The organism is Amycolatopsis thermalba (assembly GCF_023376025.1).
GTDB lineage: Bacteria > Actinomycetota > Actinomycetes > Mycobacteriales > Pseudonocardiaceae > Amycolatopsis_E > Amycolatopsis_E thermalba.
The window spans coordinates 7,058,675-7,074,968 of record NZ_CP091196.1 but is presented as its reverse complement, the minus strand read 5'-3'; the positions used below and the strand labels follow the sequence as shown (position 1 = coordinate 7,074,968).

The 16,294-nt window shown below is 72.9% G+C and carries 19 protein-coding genes and 1 riboswitch; of the genes, 9 read left to right on the top strand and 10 right to left on the bottom strand.

Annotated elements, in window-relative coordinates; genetic code table 11:
- Positions 1 to 116: 116 nt before the first annotated feature.
- The gene (gene thiE / locus L1857_RS34265) at positions 117 to 773 is read right to left on the bottom strand and encodes a thiamine phosphate synthase (protein ID WP_116110867.1); all 657 of its coding nucleotides are present in this window, start codon (positions 771 to 773) and stop codon (positions 117 to 119) included.
- Positions 774 to 804: 31 nt separating this feature from the next.
- Positions 805 to 913, top strand: a riboswitch (TPP riboswitch).
- On the opposite strand from thiE, the gene thiO reads away from it, so the two are divergent.
- The 4 genes from thiO (at position 909) to L1857_RS34245 (ending at position 3,498) form a co-directional block, all read left to right on the top strand.
- Positions 909 to 2,015, top strand: a complete 1,107-nt coding sequence (gene thiO / locus L1857_RS34260; protein WP_116110866.1) for a glycine oxidase ThiO — start codon at positions 909 to 911, stop codon at positions 2,013 to 2,015. Its footprint overlaps the riboswitch before it by 5 nt.
- On the top strand, positions 2,015 to 2,215 hold the full coding sequence (thiS, locus tag L1857_RS34255) for a sulfur carrier protein ThiS (RefSeq protein WP_094005729.1): 201 nt from the start codon (positions 2,015 to 2,017) through the stop codon (positions 2,213 to 2,215). The genes thiO and thiS overlap by 1 nt, the downstream gene beginning before the upstream one ends.
- Before the next feature lie 4 nt (positions 2,216 to 2,219).
- A complete protein-coding gene (gene thiG, locus L1857_RS34250; RefSeq protein ID WP_116110916.1) occupies positions 2,220 to 2,981 on the top strand; it encodes a thiazole synthase in 762 nt (253 codons plus the stop codon).
- Between the two features lie 85 nt (positions 2,982 to 3,066).
- Complete coding sequence (locus L1857_RS34245) at positions 3,067 to 3,498, top strand: MarR family winged helix-turn-helix transcriptional regulator (protein WP_094005730.1); 432 nt, start codon at positions 3,067 to 3,069, stop codon at positions 3,496 to 3,498.
- A 122-nt stretch (positions 3,499 to 3,620) separates the two neighbouring features.
- Here L1857_RS34245 and thiD (L1857_RS34240) read toward each other — a convergent pair whose 3' ends face one another.
- The 4 genes from thiD (L1857_RS34240) to L1857_RS34225 form a co-directional block, all read right to left on the bottom strand.
- On the bottom strand, positions 3,621 to 4,454 hold the full coding sequence (thiD, locus tag L1857_RS34240; RefSeq protein WP_094005731.1) for a bifunctional hydroxymethylpyrimidine kinase/phosphomethylpyrimidine kinase: 834 nt from the start codon (positions 4,452 to 4,454) through the stop codon (positions 3,621 to 3,623).
- A gap of 25 nt (positions 4,455 to 4,479) precedes the next feature.
- Positions 4,480 to 5,295 carry a bifunctional hydroxymethylpyrimidine kinase/phosphomethylpyrimidine kinase gene (thiD, locus tag L1857_RS34235; protein ID WP_116110865.1) on the bottom strand — a complete coding sequence of 272 codons (816 nt, stop codon included), beginning with the start codon at positions 5,293 to 5,295 and terminating at the stop codon, positions 4,480 to 4,482.
- Positions 5,295 to 6,938 carry a phosphomethylpyrimidine synthase ThiC gene (gene thiC / locus L1857_RS34230; protein WP_162831059.1) on the bottom strand — a complete coding sequence of 548 codons (1,644 nt, stop codon included), beginning with the start codon at positions 6,936 to 6,938 and terminating at the stop codon, positions 5,295 to 5,297. The genes thiD (L1857_RS34235) and thiC overlap by 1 nt, the downstream gene beginning before the upstream one ends.
- Positions 6,939 to 7,115: 177 nt before the next feature.
- Positions 7,116 to 7,670, bottom strand: a complete 555-nt coding sequence (locus L1857_RS34225) for a TetR/AcrR family transcriptional regulator (RefSeq protein ID WP_116110864.1) — start codon at positions 7,668 to 7,670, stop codon at positions 7,116 to 7,118.
- An 87-nt stretch (positions 7,671 to 7,757) separates the two neighbouring features.
- Between L1857_RS34225 and L1857_RS34220 the strand changes: the two genes are divergently transcribed.
- Complete coding sequence (locus tag L1857_RS34220; RefSeq protein ID WP_116110863.1) at positions 7,758 to 8,480, top strand: alpha/beta fold hydrolase; 723 nt, start codon at positions 7,758 to 7,760, stop codon at positions 8,478 to 8,480.
- A gap of 64 nt (positions 8,481 to 8,544) precedes the next feature.
- Positions 8,545 to 9,093, top strand: coding sequence for a Uma2 family endonuclease (locus L1857_RS34215; protein ID WP_116110862.1), 549 nt, complete (start codon positions 8,545 to 8,547; stop codon positions 9,091 to 9,093).
- On the opposite strand, the gene L1857_RS34210 is transcribed toward L1857_RS34215, so the two are convergent.
- Entirely contained in the window at positions 9,090 to 10,004 is a 915-nt protein-coding gene (locus tag L1857_RS34210; RefSeq protein ID WP_094005786.1) for a S1C family serine protease, read from the bottom strand. The genes L1857_RS34215 and L1857_RS34210 overlap by 4 nt on opposite strands.
- A gap of 148 nt (positions 10,005 to 10,152) precedes the next feature.
- A complete protein-coding gene (locus L1857_RS34205; RefSeq protein WP_094005736.1) occupies positions 10,153 to 10,707 on the bottom strand; it encodes a peptide deformylase in 555 nt (184 codons plus the stop codon).
- 128 nt (positions 10,708 to 10,835) lie between these two features.
- Between L1857_RS34205 and L1857_RS34200 the strand changes: the two genes are divergently transcribed.
- Both L1857_RS34200 and L1857_RS34195 read left to right on the top strand, forming a co-directional pair.
- Positions 10,836 to 11,153 carry a DUF3263 domain-containing protein gene (locus L1857_RS34200; protein WP_094005737.1) on the top strand — a complete coding sequence of 106 codons (318 nt, stop codon included), beginning with the start codon at positions 10,836 to 10,838 and terminating at the stop codon, positions 11,151 to 11,153.
- Entirely contained in the window at positions 11,150 to 11,821 is a 672-nt protein-coding gene (locus tag L1857_RS34195; RefSeq protein WP_094005738.1) for a LytR C-terminal domain-containing protein, read from the top strand. The genes L1857_RS34200 and L1857_RS34195 overlap by 4 nt, the downstream gene beginning before the upstream one ends.
- Before the next feature lie 28 nt (positions 11,822 to 11,849).
- Here L1857_RS34195 and L1857_RS34190 read toward each other — a convergent pair whose 3' ends face one another.
- Positions 11,850 to 14,054: an AAA family ATPase gene (locus L1857_RS34190; RefSeq protein ID WP_249467285.1), complete on the bottom strand. Its 2,205-nt coding sequence runs from the start codon at positions 14,052 to 14,054 to the stop codon at positions 11,850 to 11,852.
- A gap of 4 nt (positions 14,055 to 14,058) precedes the next feature.
- Positions 14,059 to 14,652 carry a TetR/AcrR family transcriptional regulator gene (locus tag L1857_RS34185; RefSeq protein ID WP_116110914.1) on the bottom strand — a complete coding sequence of 198 codons (594 nt, stop codon included), beginning with the start codon at positions 14,650 to 14,652 and terminating at the stop codon, positions 14,059 to 14,061.
- An 83-nt stretch (positions 14,653 to 14,735) separates the two neighbouring features.
- On the opposite strand from L1857_RS34185, the gene L1857_RS34180 reads away from it, so the two are divergent.
- Positions 14,736 to 15,671 carry a zinc-binding dehydrogenase gene (locus L1857_RS34180; protein ID WP_116110860.1) on the top strand — a complete coding sequence of 312 codons (936 nt, stop codon included), beginning with the start codon at positions 14,736 to 14,738 and terminating at the stop codon, positions 15,669 to 15,671.
- Here L1857_RS34180 and L1857_RS34175 read toward each other — a convergent pair.
- The gene (locus tag L1857_RS34175; RefSeq protein WP_116110859.1) at positions 15,664 to 16,281 is read right to left on the bottom strand and encodes a nitroreductase family protein; all 618 of its coding nucleotides are present in this window, start codon (positions 16,279 to 16,281) and stop codon (positions 15,664 to 15,666) included. The two genes, L1857_RS34180 and L1857_RS34175, sit on opposite strands and share 8 nt — an antisense overlap.
- Positions 16,282 to 16,294 lie beyond the last annotated feature (13 nt).

The following is a 16,294-nucleotide window of genomic DNA, read 5'->3' as shown; positions in this document are numbered from 1 at the left end:
TGACGGCGCGCGCGTCGAGGTCAGTCCGGCGGTGCCCGCCGTACGCGGGCTGCGGCGCGACGTGCACGCCGCGCCAACCCGGGCAGCGGCTCAGCGGTGGCGTGGGTCCGTCCGGCTCAGTCCAGCTGTGCCCGCAGTGCGCGGGCTGCCGCCGCCGGGTCGTCGGCTTCGGTGATCGCACGCACGACCACGATGCGTGACGAGCCCGCCGCGAGCACCTCCGGCAGCCGCTCCGCGTCGATACCGCCGATGGCGAACCACGGCCGCGGGGTGCCGAGCGCGGCGGCGTCACGCACCAGCTCCAGGCCGGGCGCCGGGCGGCCCGGCTTCGTCGGCGTCGGCCAGCAGGGGCCGGTGCAGAAGTAGTCCACACCTTCTTCCACAGCCGCCGCCTGGGCCTGTGGAAGGTCGTGCGTCGAGCGGCCGACCACCGGCTCCTCGCCGATCACGCGCCGCGCCAGGGGGACCGGCAGGTCGTCCTGGCCCAGGTGCAGCACGTCCGCATCGACAGCCGCCGCGATGTCCGCCCGGTCGTTCACCGCCAGCAGCGCCCCGTGCCGCGCGCACGCCTCGGCCAGGATCTCCAGCGCGGCCAGCTCCTGACGGGCCTCCAGCGGCGCCCCGTCCCGCTTGTCCCGCAGCTGGATGATGTCCACCCCGCCGGCCAGCGCGGCATCGGCGAACTCCGCCAGATCCGGCCGGTCTCCCGTGCACAGGTAGAGCCGCGCCGCGTCGAGGCGCTTCCTGATCTCGTCACCACTGAGCCCTGGCATGGCCCGAACCCTATCTCGCACGTTAGGGTGGGGGTGTCCGCACGGGAGCCCGAGCCACGGGCTGAGAGGGAGCTGTCAGCGCTCCGACCGTGGAACCTGATCCGGATCATGCCGGCGCAGGGAGCGTGATTCCTCATGAGCAACCAGCACGTGGCCGTCGTCGGCGGCGGGGTCATCGGCCTGTCCGTGGCCTGGCGCGCCGCCGCGGCCGGGCACCGCGTCACCGTCGTCGACCCCACGCCGGGCCGCGGCGCGTCCTGGGTCGCCGGCGGCATGCTGGCCCCGGTCACCGAGGCCTGGCCCGGCGAAGAAGAGTCCCTCGCACTCGGCGAGGAGTCCCTGAAGCGCTGGCCGGCGTTCGCGCAAGCGCTTGCGCACGACGGTGGCGACCCGGGGCTGTCCACCGCGGGCACCCTCGTCGTGGCGCTGGACCGCGCCGACGCCGACCAGCTGGACATCGTCGCCGGCTACCTGCGGTCGGTCGGCCGCGACGTCGAGCAGGTCACCGGCCGACGGCTGCGCTCGCTCGAACCGGGCCTGGGCGCCGTCCGCGGCGGCCTGCTCGTGCCCGGTGACCTGGCTGTCGACAACCGCAAGCTGCTCCGCGCCCTGGAAGCCGCCGCACTCCGGCGCGGCGCGGAGTTCACCGGAGACGCCGCGCAGGCCGTCGAACCCGGCCGTGTCCGCACGGCCCATTGCGAGGTCCACTGCGACGTGGTCGTGATCGCCGCGGGCGCCCACAGCGCGCGGCTCCACCCGCTGCTCGCGCGAGGTGTCCGTCCGCTCAAGGGCGAGATCCTCCGCCTGCGTGCGCGGCGCACGAGCCTGCCACCTCCCACGCGCACGGTGCGCGCGGTCGTCGAGGGGCGGCCGGTGTACCTGGTGCCGCGCGCGGACGGCGAACTCGTCCTCGGCGCGACCCAGTACGAGGCCGGTTTCGACGACACCGTGAGCGCGCGCGGCGTGCGCGAGCTGCTGGAGGGCGCCGAGCGGATCTTCCCCAGCATCGACGAGTACGAGCTGGTCGAGACCGCGGCCGGGCTGCGCGCGGCCAGCACCGACACGCTCCCGTTCATCGGTGACCTCGGCGACGGTGTCCTCGCCGCCACCGGTCACCACCGCAACGGTCTGCTCATGGCGCCGGTGACCGCCGACGCCGTCGTGGCTCGCCTGGCCGGGGAGAAACCGCCCGAGGAGGCGCTCGCGGCGGACCCGGCCCGGCTCGGAACAGGAGGGGTCTGATGGAAGTGCAGGTCAACGGGGACTGGCGGGAGGTCCCCGACGACGCGACGGTGACCGACGTGCTCAAGGCGATCGACGCGCCCGAGCGCGGGGTGGCGGTCGCGCTCAACGGCGAGGTCGTGCGGCGCGGCGAGTGGGCGGCCACGGCCGTGCCCCCGGGGGCGCGGCTGGAGATCCTGACGGCGGTGCAAGGTGGGTGAGGTCATGTTCGACGGCGACCAGCTCGTGATCGGCGAGCACAAGCTCGGCTCACGGCTGATCATCGGAACCGGTGGCGCGGCGAACCTGTCCGTGCTGGAACGGGCGCTCGTCGCGTCCGGCACCGAGCTGACGACGGTCGCGCTGCGCCGCGCGGACGCCGAGGGCGGTTCCGGTGTCCTGGACCTGGTGCGGCGCCTGGGCATCCGGCTCCTGCCGAACACCGCGGGCTGCCGCAGCGCCGCCGAGGCGGTGCTCACCGCGCGGCTGGCGCGCGAGGCGCTGGAGACCGACCTGATCAAGCTCGAGGTGCACGCCGACGACCGGACCCTGCTGCCCGACCCGGTGGAAACCCTCGACGCGGCCGAGCAGCTCGTCGCCGACGGGTTCACCGTGTTCGCCTACACCAACGACGACCCGGTGCTCGCGCTGCGCCTGGAGGAGGCCGGGTGCGCGGCGGTGATGCCGCTGGGCGCGCCGATCGGCACCGGCCTCGGCATCCGCAACCCGCACAACATCGAACTGATCGTGTCCCGCGCCGGCGTGCCGATCATCCTCGACGCGGGGATCGGCACGGCCTCCGACGCGGCGCTGGCGATGGAGCTGGGCTGCGACGCGGTGCTGCTGGCCACGGCCGTCACCCGCGCGCAGGACCCGGAGCGGATGGCGTGCGCGATGCGCTCGGCGGTGGTCGCGGGGCGGCTGGCGCGGCAGGCGGGGCGGATCCCGCAGCGGTTCTGGGCGCAGGCGTCCAGCCCGCCGCGCTGAATTGACCGCCTTCACCTCGGTTTACCGCGGCGAGCACGTATGGTTTACCGCACCCGAGCGGTCGGCGAGGCGAAGGAGCTCGAGAGTGGTTGAGTCAACCGAGGATGTCGCTGGGCGGTTGTTCCTTGCCGTCGGCCGGCTGTCCCGGTCGCTGCGGCAGGCCGGCACACCCGGTCCCGGCCACGGCTCCATTTCCGCGCTGTCGACGCTGGTCGCCTTCGGACCGATGCGGCTCGGTGACCTGGCGGCGAAGGAGGGCGTGGCGGCCGCGACGATGTCGCGGATCGTCGCCTCGCTGGTCGACGCGGGCTGGGCCAGCCGCGAGCCCGACCCGATCGACCGCCGCGCCTGGCTCGCGACGGCCACCCCGTCGGGCGAGCGCATGCTGCTCGACCTGCGGTCCACGCGGGTGCACGAGCTGCAGAAGCGGATCGACCGGCTGTCGCCGGAGCACCAGGCCGCGCTCGGCCAGGCGCTGCCGGCGCTGGAGGCACTGCTGGCCGGCGACGAAAGCTGACGGACCGGCGCCCTGGCCACGAGCGTGGAACTCGCCTGCGTGAGCGTGGGACTCGCGTGCGTGAGTGTGGGACTCGCGCGGCTGAGCGTGGGACTCGCGTGCGGGAGCGTGGGACTCGCGGGTCAGCGGTTCTCCGGCGCCAGCCGCCAGAACGCCGACACCGGGCCGACCTTCGCGCCCATGGGGTAGGAGTTCGCCACCGCGTTGCTGACGAACCACTTCCCGAACCGCGCCGCCTCCGGCACCGACATGCCGCGCGCGAGGCCGGCGGTCAGCGCCGACGCCATCGCGTCCCCGGCGCCGTGCGTGTGCGGCGTGGCGAACCGCGGCCCGGGCAGCTCGACGAACGAGCGGCCGTCGTAGAGCAGGTCCACGCATTCCGGATCAGTGGTCAGGTGACCGCTCTTGACCAGCACGTACTTCGGGCCCAGCTCCTTCAGGGCCACCGCCGCGTCGTGCATGCCGGCGCGGTCGGTCACCTCGAGCCCGGTCAGCAGGCGCACCTCGTCGAGGTTGGGCGTGATCACCGCGGCCCGCGGCAGCAGCAGATCGCGCAGCGCGGCCAGCCCGGCCGCGTCGAACAGCGGGTGCCCGTGCATCGACGCGGCCACCGGGTCGACCACGAACGGCACCTTCGTGTCCCGGCCGATCTCCGCCCGGTCACACGCCCGCGCGACCGCCTCGATGATCTCCGCCGAGGCGAGCATCCCGGTCTTCGCCGCCTGCATGCCCATGTCGGCGGCGACGGCCTCGATCTGCCCGGCCACGATCCGCGCCGGGATGTCCGACCGGTCGTGCACGCCGAGCGTGTTCTGCACGGTCACCGCCGTCACCGCGACCAGCCCGTGCACCCCGCAGGTCAGGAACGTGCGCAGGTCCGCCTGCAACCCCGCCGCACCACCGGAGTCGGATCCGGCGATGGTCAGGGCGGCAGGCGGACTCGCGTTCTGGCTCATGCCTCCAGTGTCGCAAACCCGTCGATCAAGCGAGCCGCCAGAACGGGGACACCGGCCCGACGCCCTCGCCCAGCGGGTACGCCTCGGCGACGCACCGCTCGATGAACCGCTTGCCCTCGTCCACCGCGTCCGGCACGCCCAGGCCCTTGGCGAGGAACGCGGTGATCGACGACGCCAGCGTGTCGCCGCCGCCGTGGGTGTGTTTCGTGTCGATCCGGCGCGCGGACAGCTCGATGAACTGCACGCCGTCGGAGAGCAGGTCGACGCACTCCGGGTCGTCGTAGAGGTGCCCGCCCTTGACCAGCACCCACACCGGCCCCAGCGCCAGCAGCGCCCGCGCCGCGTCGCGCTGGCTCGCCCGGTCGGTGACCTCCACGCCGGTGAGCAACCGGACCTCGTCGAGGTTCGGCGTCACCAGCGTCGCGCGGGGGAACAGCTCCGTGCGGATGGCCGCCAGGGCCTCCTCGCGCAGCAGGGAATCCCCGTGCATCGAGGCCGCGACCGGGTCGACCACGAACGGCACGTTCGTCGCGCGTCCGATGTGGACCTCGTCGAGCGTCTTGGCGACCTCGCCGATGATCTCCGCCGTGGCGAGCATGCCGGTCTTGGCCGCGTCCACGCCCATGTCGCCGGCGACCGCCTTGATCTGCGCCGACACCACGTCCGGCGGGATCTCGGTGAATCCCTGCACGCCCAGCGAGTTCTGCACCGTGACCGCGGTGACCGCGGTCATCCCGTGCACCCCGCAGGCGAAGAACGTGCGCAGGTCCGCCTGGATCCCCGCGCCACCGCCGGAATCGCTCCCGGCGATGGTCAGCGCGGTCTTCGGGGTGACGCTCATTACGGCTGGACCACCGGGAGGTAGACCTGCTTGCCGCCCTGCTGGAACTCGGCCGACTTCTCCTGCATCCCGGCCTCGATGGCATCCACAGTGGACAGCCCGTGCTCCTCGGCGTACTTGCGCACGTCCTGGGTGATCCGCATCGAGCAGAACTTCGGCCCGCACATCGAGCAGAAGTGCGCGGTCTTGGCCGGCTCCGCGGGCAGGGTCTCGTCGTGGTAGGAGCGCGCGGTGTCCGGGTCGAGCGAGAGGTTGAACTGGTCGGTCCAGCGGAACTCGAACCGGGCCTTGGACAGCTCGTCGTCCCACTCCTGGGCGTACTGGTGGCCCTTGGCGAGATCCGCGGCGTGCGCGGCGATCTTGTACGCGATCACCCCGGCCTTCACGTCGTCGCGGTTGGGCAGGCCCAGGTGCTCCTTCGGCGTGACGTAGCACAGCATCGCGGTGCCGTACCAGCCGATCTGCGCCGCCCCGATGGCCGACGTGATGTGGTCGTAGGCCGGCGCGATGTCCGTCGTGAGTGGACCGAGCGTGTAGAACGGGGCCTCGCCGCAGAGCCGTTCCTCCAGCTCCACGTTCTCCTTGATCTTGTGCATCGGCACGTGGCCGGGGCCCTCGATCATCACCTGGACGTCGTGCTCGCGCGCGATGTGCGTCAGCTCGCCGAGCGTCTCCAGCTCCGCGAACTGGGCGCGGTCGTTGGCGTCCGCGATCGAGCCCGGGCGCAGGCCGTCACCGAGGGAGAAGGTGACGTCGTAGGCGCGCAGGATCTCGCACAGCTCCGCGAAGTGCGTGTAGAGGAACGACTCCTTGTGGTGCGCCAGGCACCACGCGGCCATGATCGACCCGCCGCGCGAGACGATGCCGGTGACCCGGTTCGCGGTCAGCGGGATGTAGCGCAGCAGCACCCCGGCGTGCACGGTCATGTAGTCCACGCCCTGCTCGCACTGCTCGATCACGGTGTCCCGGTAGACCTCCCAGGACAGCTTCGCCGGATCGCCGTCGACCTTCTCCAGCGCCTGGTAGATGGGCACCGTGCCGACCGGGACGGGGGAGTTGCGCAGGATCCACTCGCGGGTCTCGTGGATGCGCTTGCCGGTGGACAGGTCCATGATCGTGTCGGCGCCCCAGCGGGTCGCCCACACCATCTTGTCGACCTCCTCCTCGACCGAGGACCACACGGCCGAGTTGCCCATGTTCGCGTTGACCTTCACCAGGAAGTTCTTCCCGATGATCATGGGTTCGCTCTCCGGGTGCCGCCGGTTCGCCGGGATCACCGCGCGGCCCGCGGCGACCTCGTCGCGCACGAACTCGGGGCTCACCCGCTCCCGGGCCGCGACGAACTCCATCTCCCGGGTGATCACGCCGGCCTTCGCGAAGCCCAGCTGGGTGTTGTGCTCGCGGCCGTCCAGCCAGCCGGAGCGGAGCGGAAAGAGTCCATTGTGGACGTCGATCGGGGCGTCCGGGTCGGTGTACGGGCCGGAGGTGTCGTAGACGTCGAAGTGGTCGCCGTTCGTCAGCTCGATGCGGCGGGCCGGGACCTTCAGCCCGTTCTCGGTGTGGTGGTAGACCTTGCGCGAGCCGGTGATCGGCCCGGTGGTCACGGTCGGTGCGACGGTCTTGCCGTTTTCCAGCGTCGTCACGCGAAAATTCACTCCCTACGCCGGCATTACCCGGTCAGGTTCGGCGGTCGGCGGCGCCGGGTCCCAACGGACACCAGCCGCCCTCTCAGCCCGCCAAGGCGCGAGCTCCCGCGTTGTTCGGTTGTCCGTCCGACCATGCCATGCGGGACCGCAGACCTCAACCCCGCGACGGCGGTTTCACACCCGCAGACCGGCGACGAGGAAGCCGACCAGGCGGCGCGCGTCGTAGGGGTGCTTCCGGCTCGCGCCCGCGCAGAGGCCGCCGATGCCGCGCATGAGTTCGTAGGCGTCCAGGCCGTCGTGGATCTCCCCGGCGGCGGCGTCGAGCAGCTGGGTGCAGACGGGGACGAGCCGGTCCAGGAAGTAGGAGTGCAGCGGGTCGTAGCAGGGATCGTCGGACTGCAGCACCGCGGCGAGGCCCTGCTTGGTGATCACGAAGTCGACGAACTGGTCGAGCCACGTCGCGAGGGCGTCGTACGGGGTGGTGCTGGAGGCGAGCAGCTCGGGGCCGGCTTCGGCGAGGGTCTCGACCTGGTGCCGGTAGACGGCGACGATCAGGTCCGCGCGCGTGGGGAAGTGGCGGTAGATGGTGGCGGTCCCGACGCCGGCCTTGGCCGCGATGTCGCGGATCGGCGCCTCCACCCCGGACGCGACGAAGACCGCGGCGGCCGCGTCGAGCAGCGCCTTCTGGTTGCGCCGCGCGTCGGCTCGCTTGGGTGCGCTGTCGTCCACCAGCCCATTGTCGCACCCGGTGATGGCTAAGCGGGACAGTGTCCCGTATCGTAAGTGGGACAGTGTCCCGTTTTGGTTGGAGGGCTGATGACGACGTATCTGCTGGTGCACGGCGCGTGGCACACCGGACAGGCCTGGGCACGGGTGGTGCCGCTGCTGGAGGCGGCCGGGCACCGGGTGCTCGCGCCGACGCTGACCGGCTACGGCGAGACGGTGCACCTGGCCGGGCCGGAGGTCGGGCTGGACACCCACGTCGGCGACGTCGTCCGGCTGATCCGCGCGGAGGGCCTCACCGACGTGGTGCTCGTGGGGCACAGCTACGCCGGGCTGGTCATCTCCTCGGCGGCCAACGAGGTGCCGGACCGGATCGCGCGGCTGGTCTACCTCGACGCGATGGTCCCCGAGCACGGCGAATCCGCGGCGGACGTCCTCCCCGTCACCCAGGGGCTGATCGACGCGGCGCTGGCGTCCGAAAGCGGCTGGCGGGTCCCGCCGATGCCCGAGCTGCCACCACCTGCGGGTCTGTTCGGCGTGACCGACCCGGCCGACGTGGCGTGGCTGCGCACGATGCTGTCCGACCAGCCGGTGCGCTGCCTGCAGCAACCGGTGCGGCTGGACAACCCGGCGGCGCGGCGGATCCCGCGCACGCACATCCACTGCACGATCAAGCCCGAGGGCTTCGAGCGGCGCCCGGTGCCCGCCGTGCAGCCCAACGGAACGCCCGCGGAGGTCTGGGAGCTGCCCACCGGCCACGACTGCATGATCACGGCGCCCGGAGAGCTCGCGGAGCTGCTGCTGAAGCTCGCCTGAGGGCCGCGGACTGGAGCGCCGGACCGCGGTTGACCACGGAAAACGCACTTCTAGGCTGCGGCACGTGAGCAACTGGGATACCCGGCTTCGCGAGTGGCAGAACCTCGACGTGCCCGAGGGCTGGCGGGCGGAGATCACTTCGGCAGGGGTGCGCTTGACGCCGCCCGTCGACAACGGGCACAGCAGAATCGCTGCGTCGGTCCATCGTGCCTTCGCGAGAGCGGTGCCGGAGGACCGGGTCATCCTGCAGACGCTCGGCATCGCCATCCGGGGCGCGAGCCGGCTCTACCTGCCCGACTTGGTGGTGGTACCCGAGCGGGAGCTGTCGCGCCCGGACAACGTGCCCGTTCCGGCGGAGGCCGCGGAACTGGTGGTGGAGATCGTCTCCCAGGGCAACGCCCGCACGGATCGCGTCGAGAAGCTGTGGGCCTACGCCCAAGCGCCGGTGCCCCTCTACCTCCTGATCGACCGCTACGCGGAGCCGAAACCGTCGGTCACCCTGTTCTCGGATCCCGTCGACGGGCACTACCGCCGCTCGGAGCAGGTCTCGTTCGGCGAGGAGATCCGCCTGCCCGCGCCGTTCGATCTCGTGCTCGCGACCGCGGCCTTTTAGCTCACCAGCTCGCTCGGTGTCGCGAACACGTCGACCATCGCGCCGTTCCGCAGCACCGTGATGGCCAGCCGCGTGCCGATCACCTCGGCGAACAGCTGCCGCTGGATGTCCTGCGCGTCCGTGATCCGCGACCGCCCCACCGTCAGCACCAGATCGCCCGGCCGCAGCCCCGCCCGCTCGGCCGGTCCGCCGCGCACCACCTCGGCGATCCGCAGCCCGGCGCGCTGCCCGGTGTGCTCGGCGACCTCGTCCGGCAGCGGCGCCGGCACCCCGACCAGCCCGAGGTACGCCCGCCGCACCCGGCCCTCCACCAGCAGCGTGTCGATGATCCGCCGGGTGGTCTCGTTGACCGGCACGGCCAGCCCCAGCCCGAACCCGGCGACCGCCGTGTTGACCCCCACCACCCGGCCCGCCGAATCGGCCAGCGCACCGCCCGAGTTGCCCGGGTTCAGGGCCGCGTCGGTCTGGATCACGTTCTCGATCACCCGCCCGGCGCTGCGCGTGCGCACCGGCAGCGACCGGCCCAGCGCGCTGACCACCCCGGCGGTCACCGACCCGGCCAGCCCGAGCGGGCTGCCGATCGCCACCACCAGCTGCCCGACGACCAGCTTGTCCGCGTCCCCGAGCCGGGCCGCGGGTGGCGCCTCCGACGCGCGCAGCACGGCCAGGTCCGACAGCGGATCCGCGCCGACCACCGTGAACCGCGCCTCGGTGCCGTCGGCGTACGTCGCCGTGCCGTGCGAGCCGTCGCCGACCACGTGCGCGTTGGTCACCAGGTGGCCGTCGTCGGCGAACACGACCGCTGAACCGCTGCCCCGGGACAGCCGCACGCTCGCCACGTGCGGGGTCACCTCGGCGGCCACCGTGCTCACCGCGCGTGAGTAGGCGTCCAGGGCATCGGTGTCATCCACCACGACCACCACCCCTGCGATTACACGGTTACGCCCACCCGTCAGCCCGGCCACCACCCCTGATGGAAGCCGCTGCGCGGCTGCTGCGCTTTTCCAGTGTGCGCTCGCGGGCACGTGGAAAAGCGCCCCGTTCACCGAGGGCGAAAGCTCACTCCGAGCCGGGCAGCCAGGACAGCCCGGGCACGCCCCACTTGTTGCGCTTGAGCATGCGCTTGGCGTCCCGCGCGTGGCGGCCGACCAGCCGGTCCAGGTAGAGGTAGCCGTTCAGGTGGTCGGTCTCGTGCTGCAGGCAGCGCGCGAAGTAGCCGGTGCCCTCGACCTCGATCGGGTTGCCGTCCAGGTCGAAGCCGGTGACCTTGGCCCAGCTCGCGCGCCCGGTGGGATACGACTCCCCGGGCGCGGACAGGCAACCCTCCCAGTCGTCGTCCGGGTCGGGCATGGTCTCCGGGATCTCGGAGGTCTCCAGCCGCGGGTTGACCACCAGGCCCTTGTGCCGGACGCCCTGGTCGTCGGGGCAGTCGTAGACGAAGACGCGCAGGTCGACGCCGATCTGGTTGGCCGCCAGCCCCACCCCTTCGGCGGCGTACATGGTCTCGAACATGTCGTCGGTGAGGGTGCGCAGCTCGTCGTCGAACTTCTCCACCTCGCGGGTGGGGTTGTGCAGCACCGGGTCGCCGGCGATCCGGATCGGGTGGATGGTCACAATCCGCGATCGTACCCAGCGGACGAGCCGTGACGCGCCGGGCCGTGATCCCACAACCGGACCCTCGACCCGTGGTTGAATGACGCCCGCGGGATCACAACCGTGTGGTTTGCGAGTTGAGGAGTCAGATGGACGCCGCGGAGTCGATGGCCGAGGGCGACCGGCCGTCGCCCGAGCCCACCGGCGACGAGGGCGGGCTCACGCCCCGCGAGCTCAAGGTGCTGGCGTTCGAACGCCAGTGGTGGCGCTACGCGGGCGCGAAGGAGCAGGCCGTCCGCGAGGAGTTCGGCCTCTCGCCCACCCGCTACTACCAGCTGCTCAACCAGCTCCTCGACAAAGAGGAAGCGATGGCCGCCGACCCGATGCTGGTCAAGCGGCTGCGCAAGATGCGCACCGCGCGGCAGCGCAAACGGGTCGCCCGCCGACTGGGGATCGAGGCGCGATGAACTTCCTGCAGGGCCTGTCCCGCCCGCTGCGCCTGGCCGGTGTGGTGCTGATCGGCGTCGCCCTCGTGGCGGTCGTGATCGGCGGCATCACCGCGCTGAACGGCGACGGGGACAACGGCCAGACCGCGGCGCCGAGCCCCACGGCCACCGGGGGGACGACCGCGCCGACCGAGACCACCGGCGCGAGCCCCACCGAGCCGCCGCCGTCGGTCCCGGCCTCGCCGACGTCGGAGACGCCGCCGCCCGGGCAGCCGACGGACACCGTCGCCCCGGGCGCGCCCGGTGGCACGGCGACCCAGCCGGGCGGCACCGCGGGAACCCCGGGCGCGGGTGACGGCGGCGTGCCTGCCGACCAGACCGCGGCCAAGTGGGTGCCCGTGCGCGTCTACAACAACAGCACCATCCACGGACTCGCCGCCCGCGCCGCCGACGAGCTGAAGGCCAACGGCTGGAACGTGGTCGAGGTGGGCAACTACCCGCACGGCATCATCCCGACGACCACGGCGTACTACACGCCCGGCACGGACGAAGAGACGGCGGCGCGGTCGCTGGCCGCCGCGTTCGGGATGAAGGTCGAGCCGCGGTTCAAGGGCATCCAGGACGCGAGCCCGGGTGTCATCGTGATCGTGACCAACGACTACAAGGGTTCGCAGGTCAAGGGTTCCTGACGCCGGGCGCGGAAGGGCGGCCGGCGCCTCAGGCGCGGTTCTTCGCGTAGGCCTCCAGTGCCGCGAGCTGCGCCGGGTCCAGCGACGGCCGCACCGTCTTCCGCGCGGTCTCCAGGTGCGCCGCCGTCACCTCGGCGGCCTCCAGCGACTCGCGCATCGCCGTGAGCGCCGCCTCGCGGATCAGTGCCGCGCAGTCCGCCGCCGAGTAGCCGTCCAAAGTGGCCGCGATCGCGTCCAGGTCCACATCGGACGCCAGCGGCGTGTGCCGGGCCGTGGCGCGCAGGATGTCGGCTCGCGCTTCGGCGTCCGGCGGCGGCACGTACACCAGGCGCTCCAGCCGCCCGGGCCGCAGCAGGGCCGGGTCGACCAGCTCGGGCCGGTTGGTCGCGCCGAGCACCACCACGTCGCGCATCGGCTCGACCCCGTCCAGCTCGGTCAGCAGCGCGGCCACCACCCGGTCCGACACCCCCGAATCCCCGGACTGCCCGCGGCGCGGCGCCAGCGCGTCGATCTCGTCCAGGAACACCAGCGACGGCGCAGCGTCGGCGGCCTTGCGGAACAGCTCCCGCACCGCTCGCTCGGACTCACCGACCCACTTGTCCAGCAGCTCGGCGCCCTTGACCACGAACACGTTCAGCGCGCCGGTGCCGGCCAGCGCCCGCACCAGGAACGTCTTGCCACCACCCGGCGGCCCGTACAGCAGCACCCCGCGCGGCGGCGCGATGCCCAGCCGCGAGAACGAATCCGGGTACCGCAGCGGCCACAGGACGGCCTCCGTCAGCGACTGCTTGACCTCGGTCATGTCGCCGACTTCGTCCAGCGTCAGCCCGCCGGTCGCCAGGCTGTCCGAAGTGGACATCGAGATCGGACGGACGGACTGCAGCGCGTCCAGCAGGTCCTGCTGCGAGATGTGCGGCTCCGCGGCCTCCCGCTGCCGCAGCGCGGCCCGCACCGCGGCGTCCCGGCGCAGCGCCAGCAGGTCCGCGGCCACGAAACCCGGTGTGCGGTCGGCGATCTCGCCGAAGTCCACAGTGGATTCCAGCGGCACGTCCCGCAGCAGCACGCGCAGCAGTTCGGTGCGGACCCGGGCGTCCGGCTGCGGGATCGCGAGCTCGCGGTCGAGCAGGTCGGCCGCCCGCAGCCGCGGATCGCACGCCTCGGGACGGGCCGTGGTGGCGACGACCGCGAGGTCCGGCCGGGTCAGCGCGCCGCGCAGCTCGTCCAGCACCACCGTGGCGACGGGCGGCGGCTGCGTCGCCGGGAGCAGCGTGTCGATGTCGGTGATCAGCAGCACCGCCGGACCGCCCGCGGCGGCCTGGTCGATCGCCTCGCGCAGCCGGGTGGCGATCGCGTTCGGCTCCAGCACGGCGATCGACGGCGCGGTCAGCGTGACCAGGCGGAGTTTCTCGGCCGCGGCGACCGACCGCACGAGCGTCGTCTTGCCGACGCCCTCCGCGCCGGAGAGCAGCACGCCGAGCCGGGCCGACGTGCCCAGGCGGGCGAGCAGCTCGGGGCGGCGGAAGGTCAGATCGACCCACTCGGCGAGCGTGCGGGCCTGGTCGTGCGCCCCGCACAGGTCGGCCAGCGGCGGGGCGGGCTCCTCCGGCTCGGCGATCACCTCGGGTGCCGCCTGCGGGGCGGCCGGGGCCGCGGGCGCGGTGGCGCGTGCGCCGTCCCGCCAGCTGACCACCGTGGACGGGCTGATCACGACCGGCCCGCCGGGTTCGGTCGCGGTGACGGTGAGCAGCTCGGTGGTCCAGCCGGCGCCGATCGCCCGGGACAGCTGGCCGCGCACGGTCGTCACGTCCGAGCCGGGCGCGGGCGCGAGGTCCTGCGGGAGGAGCGACACCGCGTCGCCGACCGTGAGGACCTTCCCGGTCAGCGCGAGCCGCAGCGTGTTCGGCGACACCGACGCGCTGGCCAGCCGCGACCCGGCGACGGTCACCGAGCGGGCCTGCGAGACGTCCGCCGGCGCGACGACGACCTCCGAGCCCTCGGTGACGCCGAGGTTGGACAGCGTCACGTCGTCGGCGTAGACCACGCCGGGGGTGCCGCTCGCGTCGCCGGGCGCGGCGAGCGCGGCGCTCACCCGGGCGCCGGTGAGGTGCACGGCGTCCCAGGCGCGCAGGCCGAGCGCGTCGAGGACTTCCGGGTGCAGGCGGACGATGCCGCGCCGGGTGTCGAGGGCGGACGGCGTGTGCCGGATGGTCAGCGTGATCTGGGGCGCGCTCACGCCCTCACTCTAGGGCGAGCGCGGCCGGGATGGCGGCGAACGCCCGATCGACGAGGACCGGCAGCAGGTCGCGCTCGCCGGACGGGCTCCACTCGGCCAGCGCGCAGTTCCACGCCCCGATCACGACCTCGACCAGCAGGCGCTGTTCCAGTCCGGGCGGGACGCCGAGGACGCGGATGATCTCGGTCTTGACCTCGGCGCAGTACCGCAGCGTGTGGGCGTGCAGCGCGGCGCAGCCCTCGGTCAGCCGGACCGTCGGCAGGAACTGCCGGTACCAGTAGTCGTCCATCCGGTCGATGGCGGTGAGCAACGCGTCCTTCAGGACGCCGAGCAGCGGTCCGGACGGCGGCCGCTCGGCGAGCACGCCGAGGCAGGTCTCCCACAGCTGCTTGATCGCGGTGAGCGCGACGTCCTCTTTGGACGTGAAGTTGCGGAAGAAGGTCCGCTTGGAGACCTCGACCGCGTCGACCAGCTCGTCGAGCGTGGTCGCGTCGAAGCCGCGCTCGGTGAACATGGCCACCGCGGTCTCGGCCAGCGCCTGGCGGGTGCGCAGCTTCTTGCGTTCACGCAGGGAGAGCGACTGCTCGGTCGTCGTCATCACCACCAGTCTAGTTGATGCTCCTTGATGGCAAGTGCCACTCGGTGGCACTATGGCGGCGAGATCGCTGCGAAGGAGAGAACATGCGTGCGCTGGTCGTCGACCACTCGTCGTCGTCACACCTGGAACTCGCCGAGGTGCCCGATCCGGTGCCGGCGCCGGACGAGGCCCTGGTCCGGGTCGAGGCCGTCTCGCTCAACTACGGCGAGGCGTTCATGGTGGACACCGCCCAGGTGCCCGAGGGGAGCGTGCCGGGCTGGGACGCGACGGGCGTGGTGGTGCGGGCGGCCGCCGACGGCTCCGGCCCGGCCCCCGGAACCCGCGTGATCACCCTGGGGCTGGCCGGCGCCTGGGCGGAGTTGCGAGCCGTGCCGACCGCGACGATGGGCACCGTGCCGGAGGCGGCGGACGGCGGCGCGATCAGCACCGTTCCCGTCGCCGGGCTGACCGCGCTGCACGTCCTGCGGCGGTTCGGGCAGACCCTGGGGCGCCGGATCATGATCACCGGCGCGTCCGGTGGGGTCGGCCGCTTCGCCGTCCAGCTCGCCGCGCGGGCCGGCGCCGAGGTCGTGGCGGTCAGCGCGGATCCCGCGCAGGTGAGCGTGCTCGAAGCGCTCGGCGCGCGCGAGGTGATCAAGCACCCGGCCGAGGCGAGCCGGCCCGTCCACGGCGTGCTCGACAACGTGGAGGGCGAGCAGATGGTGGCCGCGTTCAACGCACTGGGGCCCGGCGGGACGCTGGTGAGCGTCGGGCACTCCGCGGGGCAGGACGTGGTGTTCCCGGTCGGCGCGTTCGTGGCCACCGAGGGCCGCCACGACCGGTCGATCAGCACGTTCTTCCTGTTGGCCGACCCGCGGGCGGACGTGCGCGAGGACCTGACCTGGCTGGCCGCCGAGGTCGCCGCGGGCCGTCTCGACGCCGGGATCACCTGGCGTGGCGACTGGTCCCGGCACGCCGAGGCGACCGCGGCGTTGCTCGGCCGCCGCCTGCGCGGCAAGGCCGTGCTCGAGATCAGCTGACGCGCGAGCCCCACCGGTCGAGGAAGGTGATGTCCTCGACCGGTGGCCGCGCGGCCGGCCGGAAGTCCCGTTGCGTGGTGTAGGCGACCGGCAGCAACGCGACCTGCGTGAAGTCCTCCGGGATGCCGACCACCCGCGCGACCTCCTCCTCGTGGCCGAACAGGTGGTAGCCGGTGATCGTGCTGCCCAGGCCGCGGGCGCGCAGCGCGAGCTGGAAGCTCCAGATCGCCGGGTAGATCGAGCCGTAGAACCCGGTCAGCTCGCCGTTGCCGCCGGTCGGGCGCCCGGCCAGGCAGGCCAGCACCAGCGCCGGGACGCGGTGGATGTTGTCCAGCAGGAACTTCGCCGACTCCAGCGAGCGCGGCGCGACCAGGTGCCCGTACTCGCGCTGGGCGGCCTGGCCGACCTCGCGGATCGGCTCGGCGATGCGGGCCTTCAGCTCCGGGTCGCGGACCACGAGCCAGCGGATCGCGCTCAGCTGGTTGCCGGCGATCGGCGCCTGCATCGCGATCCGCAGGCACTCGGTGATCACCTCCGGCTCGACCGGCCGATCGAGGTCCAGCTTGCGCCGCACCGAGCGGGTGGTGGTCAGCAACGTGTCCGCGTCCATCTGAATCCTCCCA

Bases quoted from the DNA above. Each gene is read 5' to 3' on its own strand.
- thiE (WP_116110867.1), bottom strand. From the start codon at position 773: ATGCCAGGGCTCAGTGGTGACGAGATCAGGAAGCGCCTCGACGCGGCG.
- thiO (WP_116110866.1), top strand. From the start codon at position 909: ATGAGCAACCAGCACGTGGCCGTCGTCGGCGGCGGGGTCATCGGCCTG.
- thiS (WP_094005729.1), top strand. From the start codon at position 2,015: ATGGAAGTGCAGGTCAACGGGGACTGGCGGGAGGTCCCCGACGACGCG.
- thiG (WP_116110916.1), top strand. From the start codon at position 2,220: ATGTTCGACGGCGACCAGCTCGTGATCGGCGAGCACAAGCTCGGCTCA.
- thiD (WP_094005731.1), bottom strand. From the start codon at position 4,454: ATGAGCCAGAACGCGAGTCCGCCTGCCGCCCTGACCATCGCCGGATCC.
- thiD (WP_116110865.1), bottom strand. From the start codon at position 5,295: ATGAGCGTCACCCCGAAGACCGCGCTGACCATCGCCGGGAGCGATTCC.
- L1857_RS34220 (WP_116110863.1), top strand. From the start codon at position 7,758: ATGACGACGTATCTGCTGGTGCACGGCGCGTGGCACACCGGACAGGCC.
- L1857_RS34200 (WP_094005737.1), top strand. From the start codon at position 10,836: ATGGACGCCGCGGAGTCGATGGCCGAGGGCGACCGGCCGTCGCCCGAG.
- L1857_RS34195 (WP_094005738.1), top strand. From the start codon at position 11,150: ATGAACTTCCTGCAGGGCCTGTCCCGCCCGCTGCGCCTGGCCGGTGTG.
- L1857_RS34185 (WP_116110914.1), bottom strand. From the start codon at position 14,652: ATGACGACGACCGAGCAGTCGCTCTCCCTGCGTGAACGCAAGAAGCTG.
- L1857_RS34180 (WP_116110860.1), top strand. From the start codon at position 14,736: ATGCGTGCGCTGGTCGTCGACCACTCGTCGTCGTCACACCTGGAACTC.
- L1857_RS34175 (WP_116110859.1), bottom strand. From the start codon at position 16,281: ATGGACGCGGACACGTTGCTGACCACCACCCGCTCGGTGCGGCGCAAG.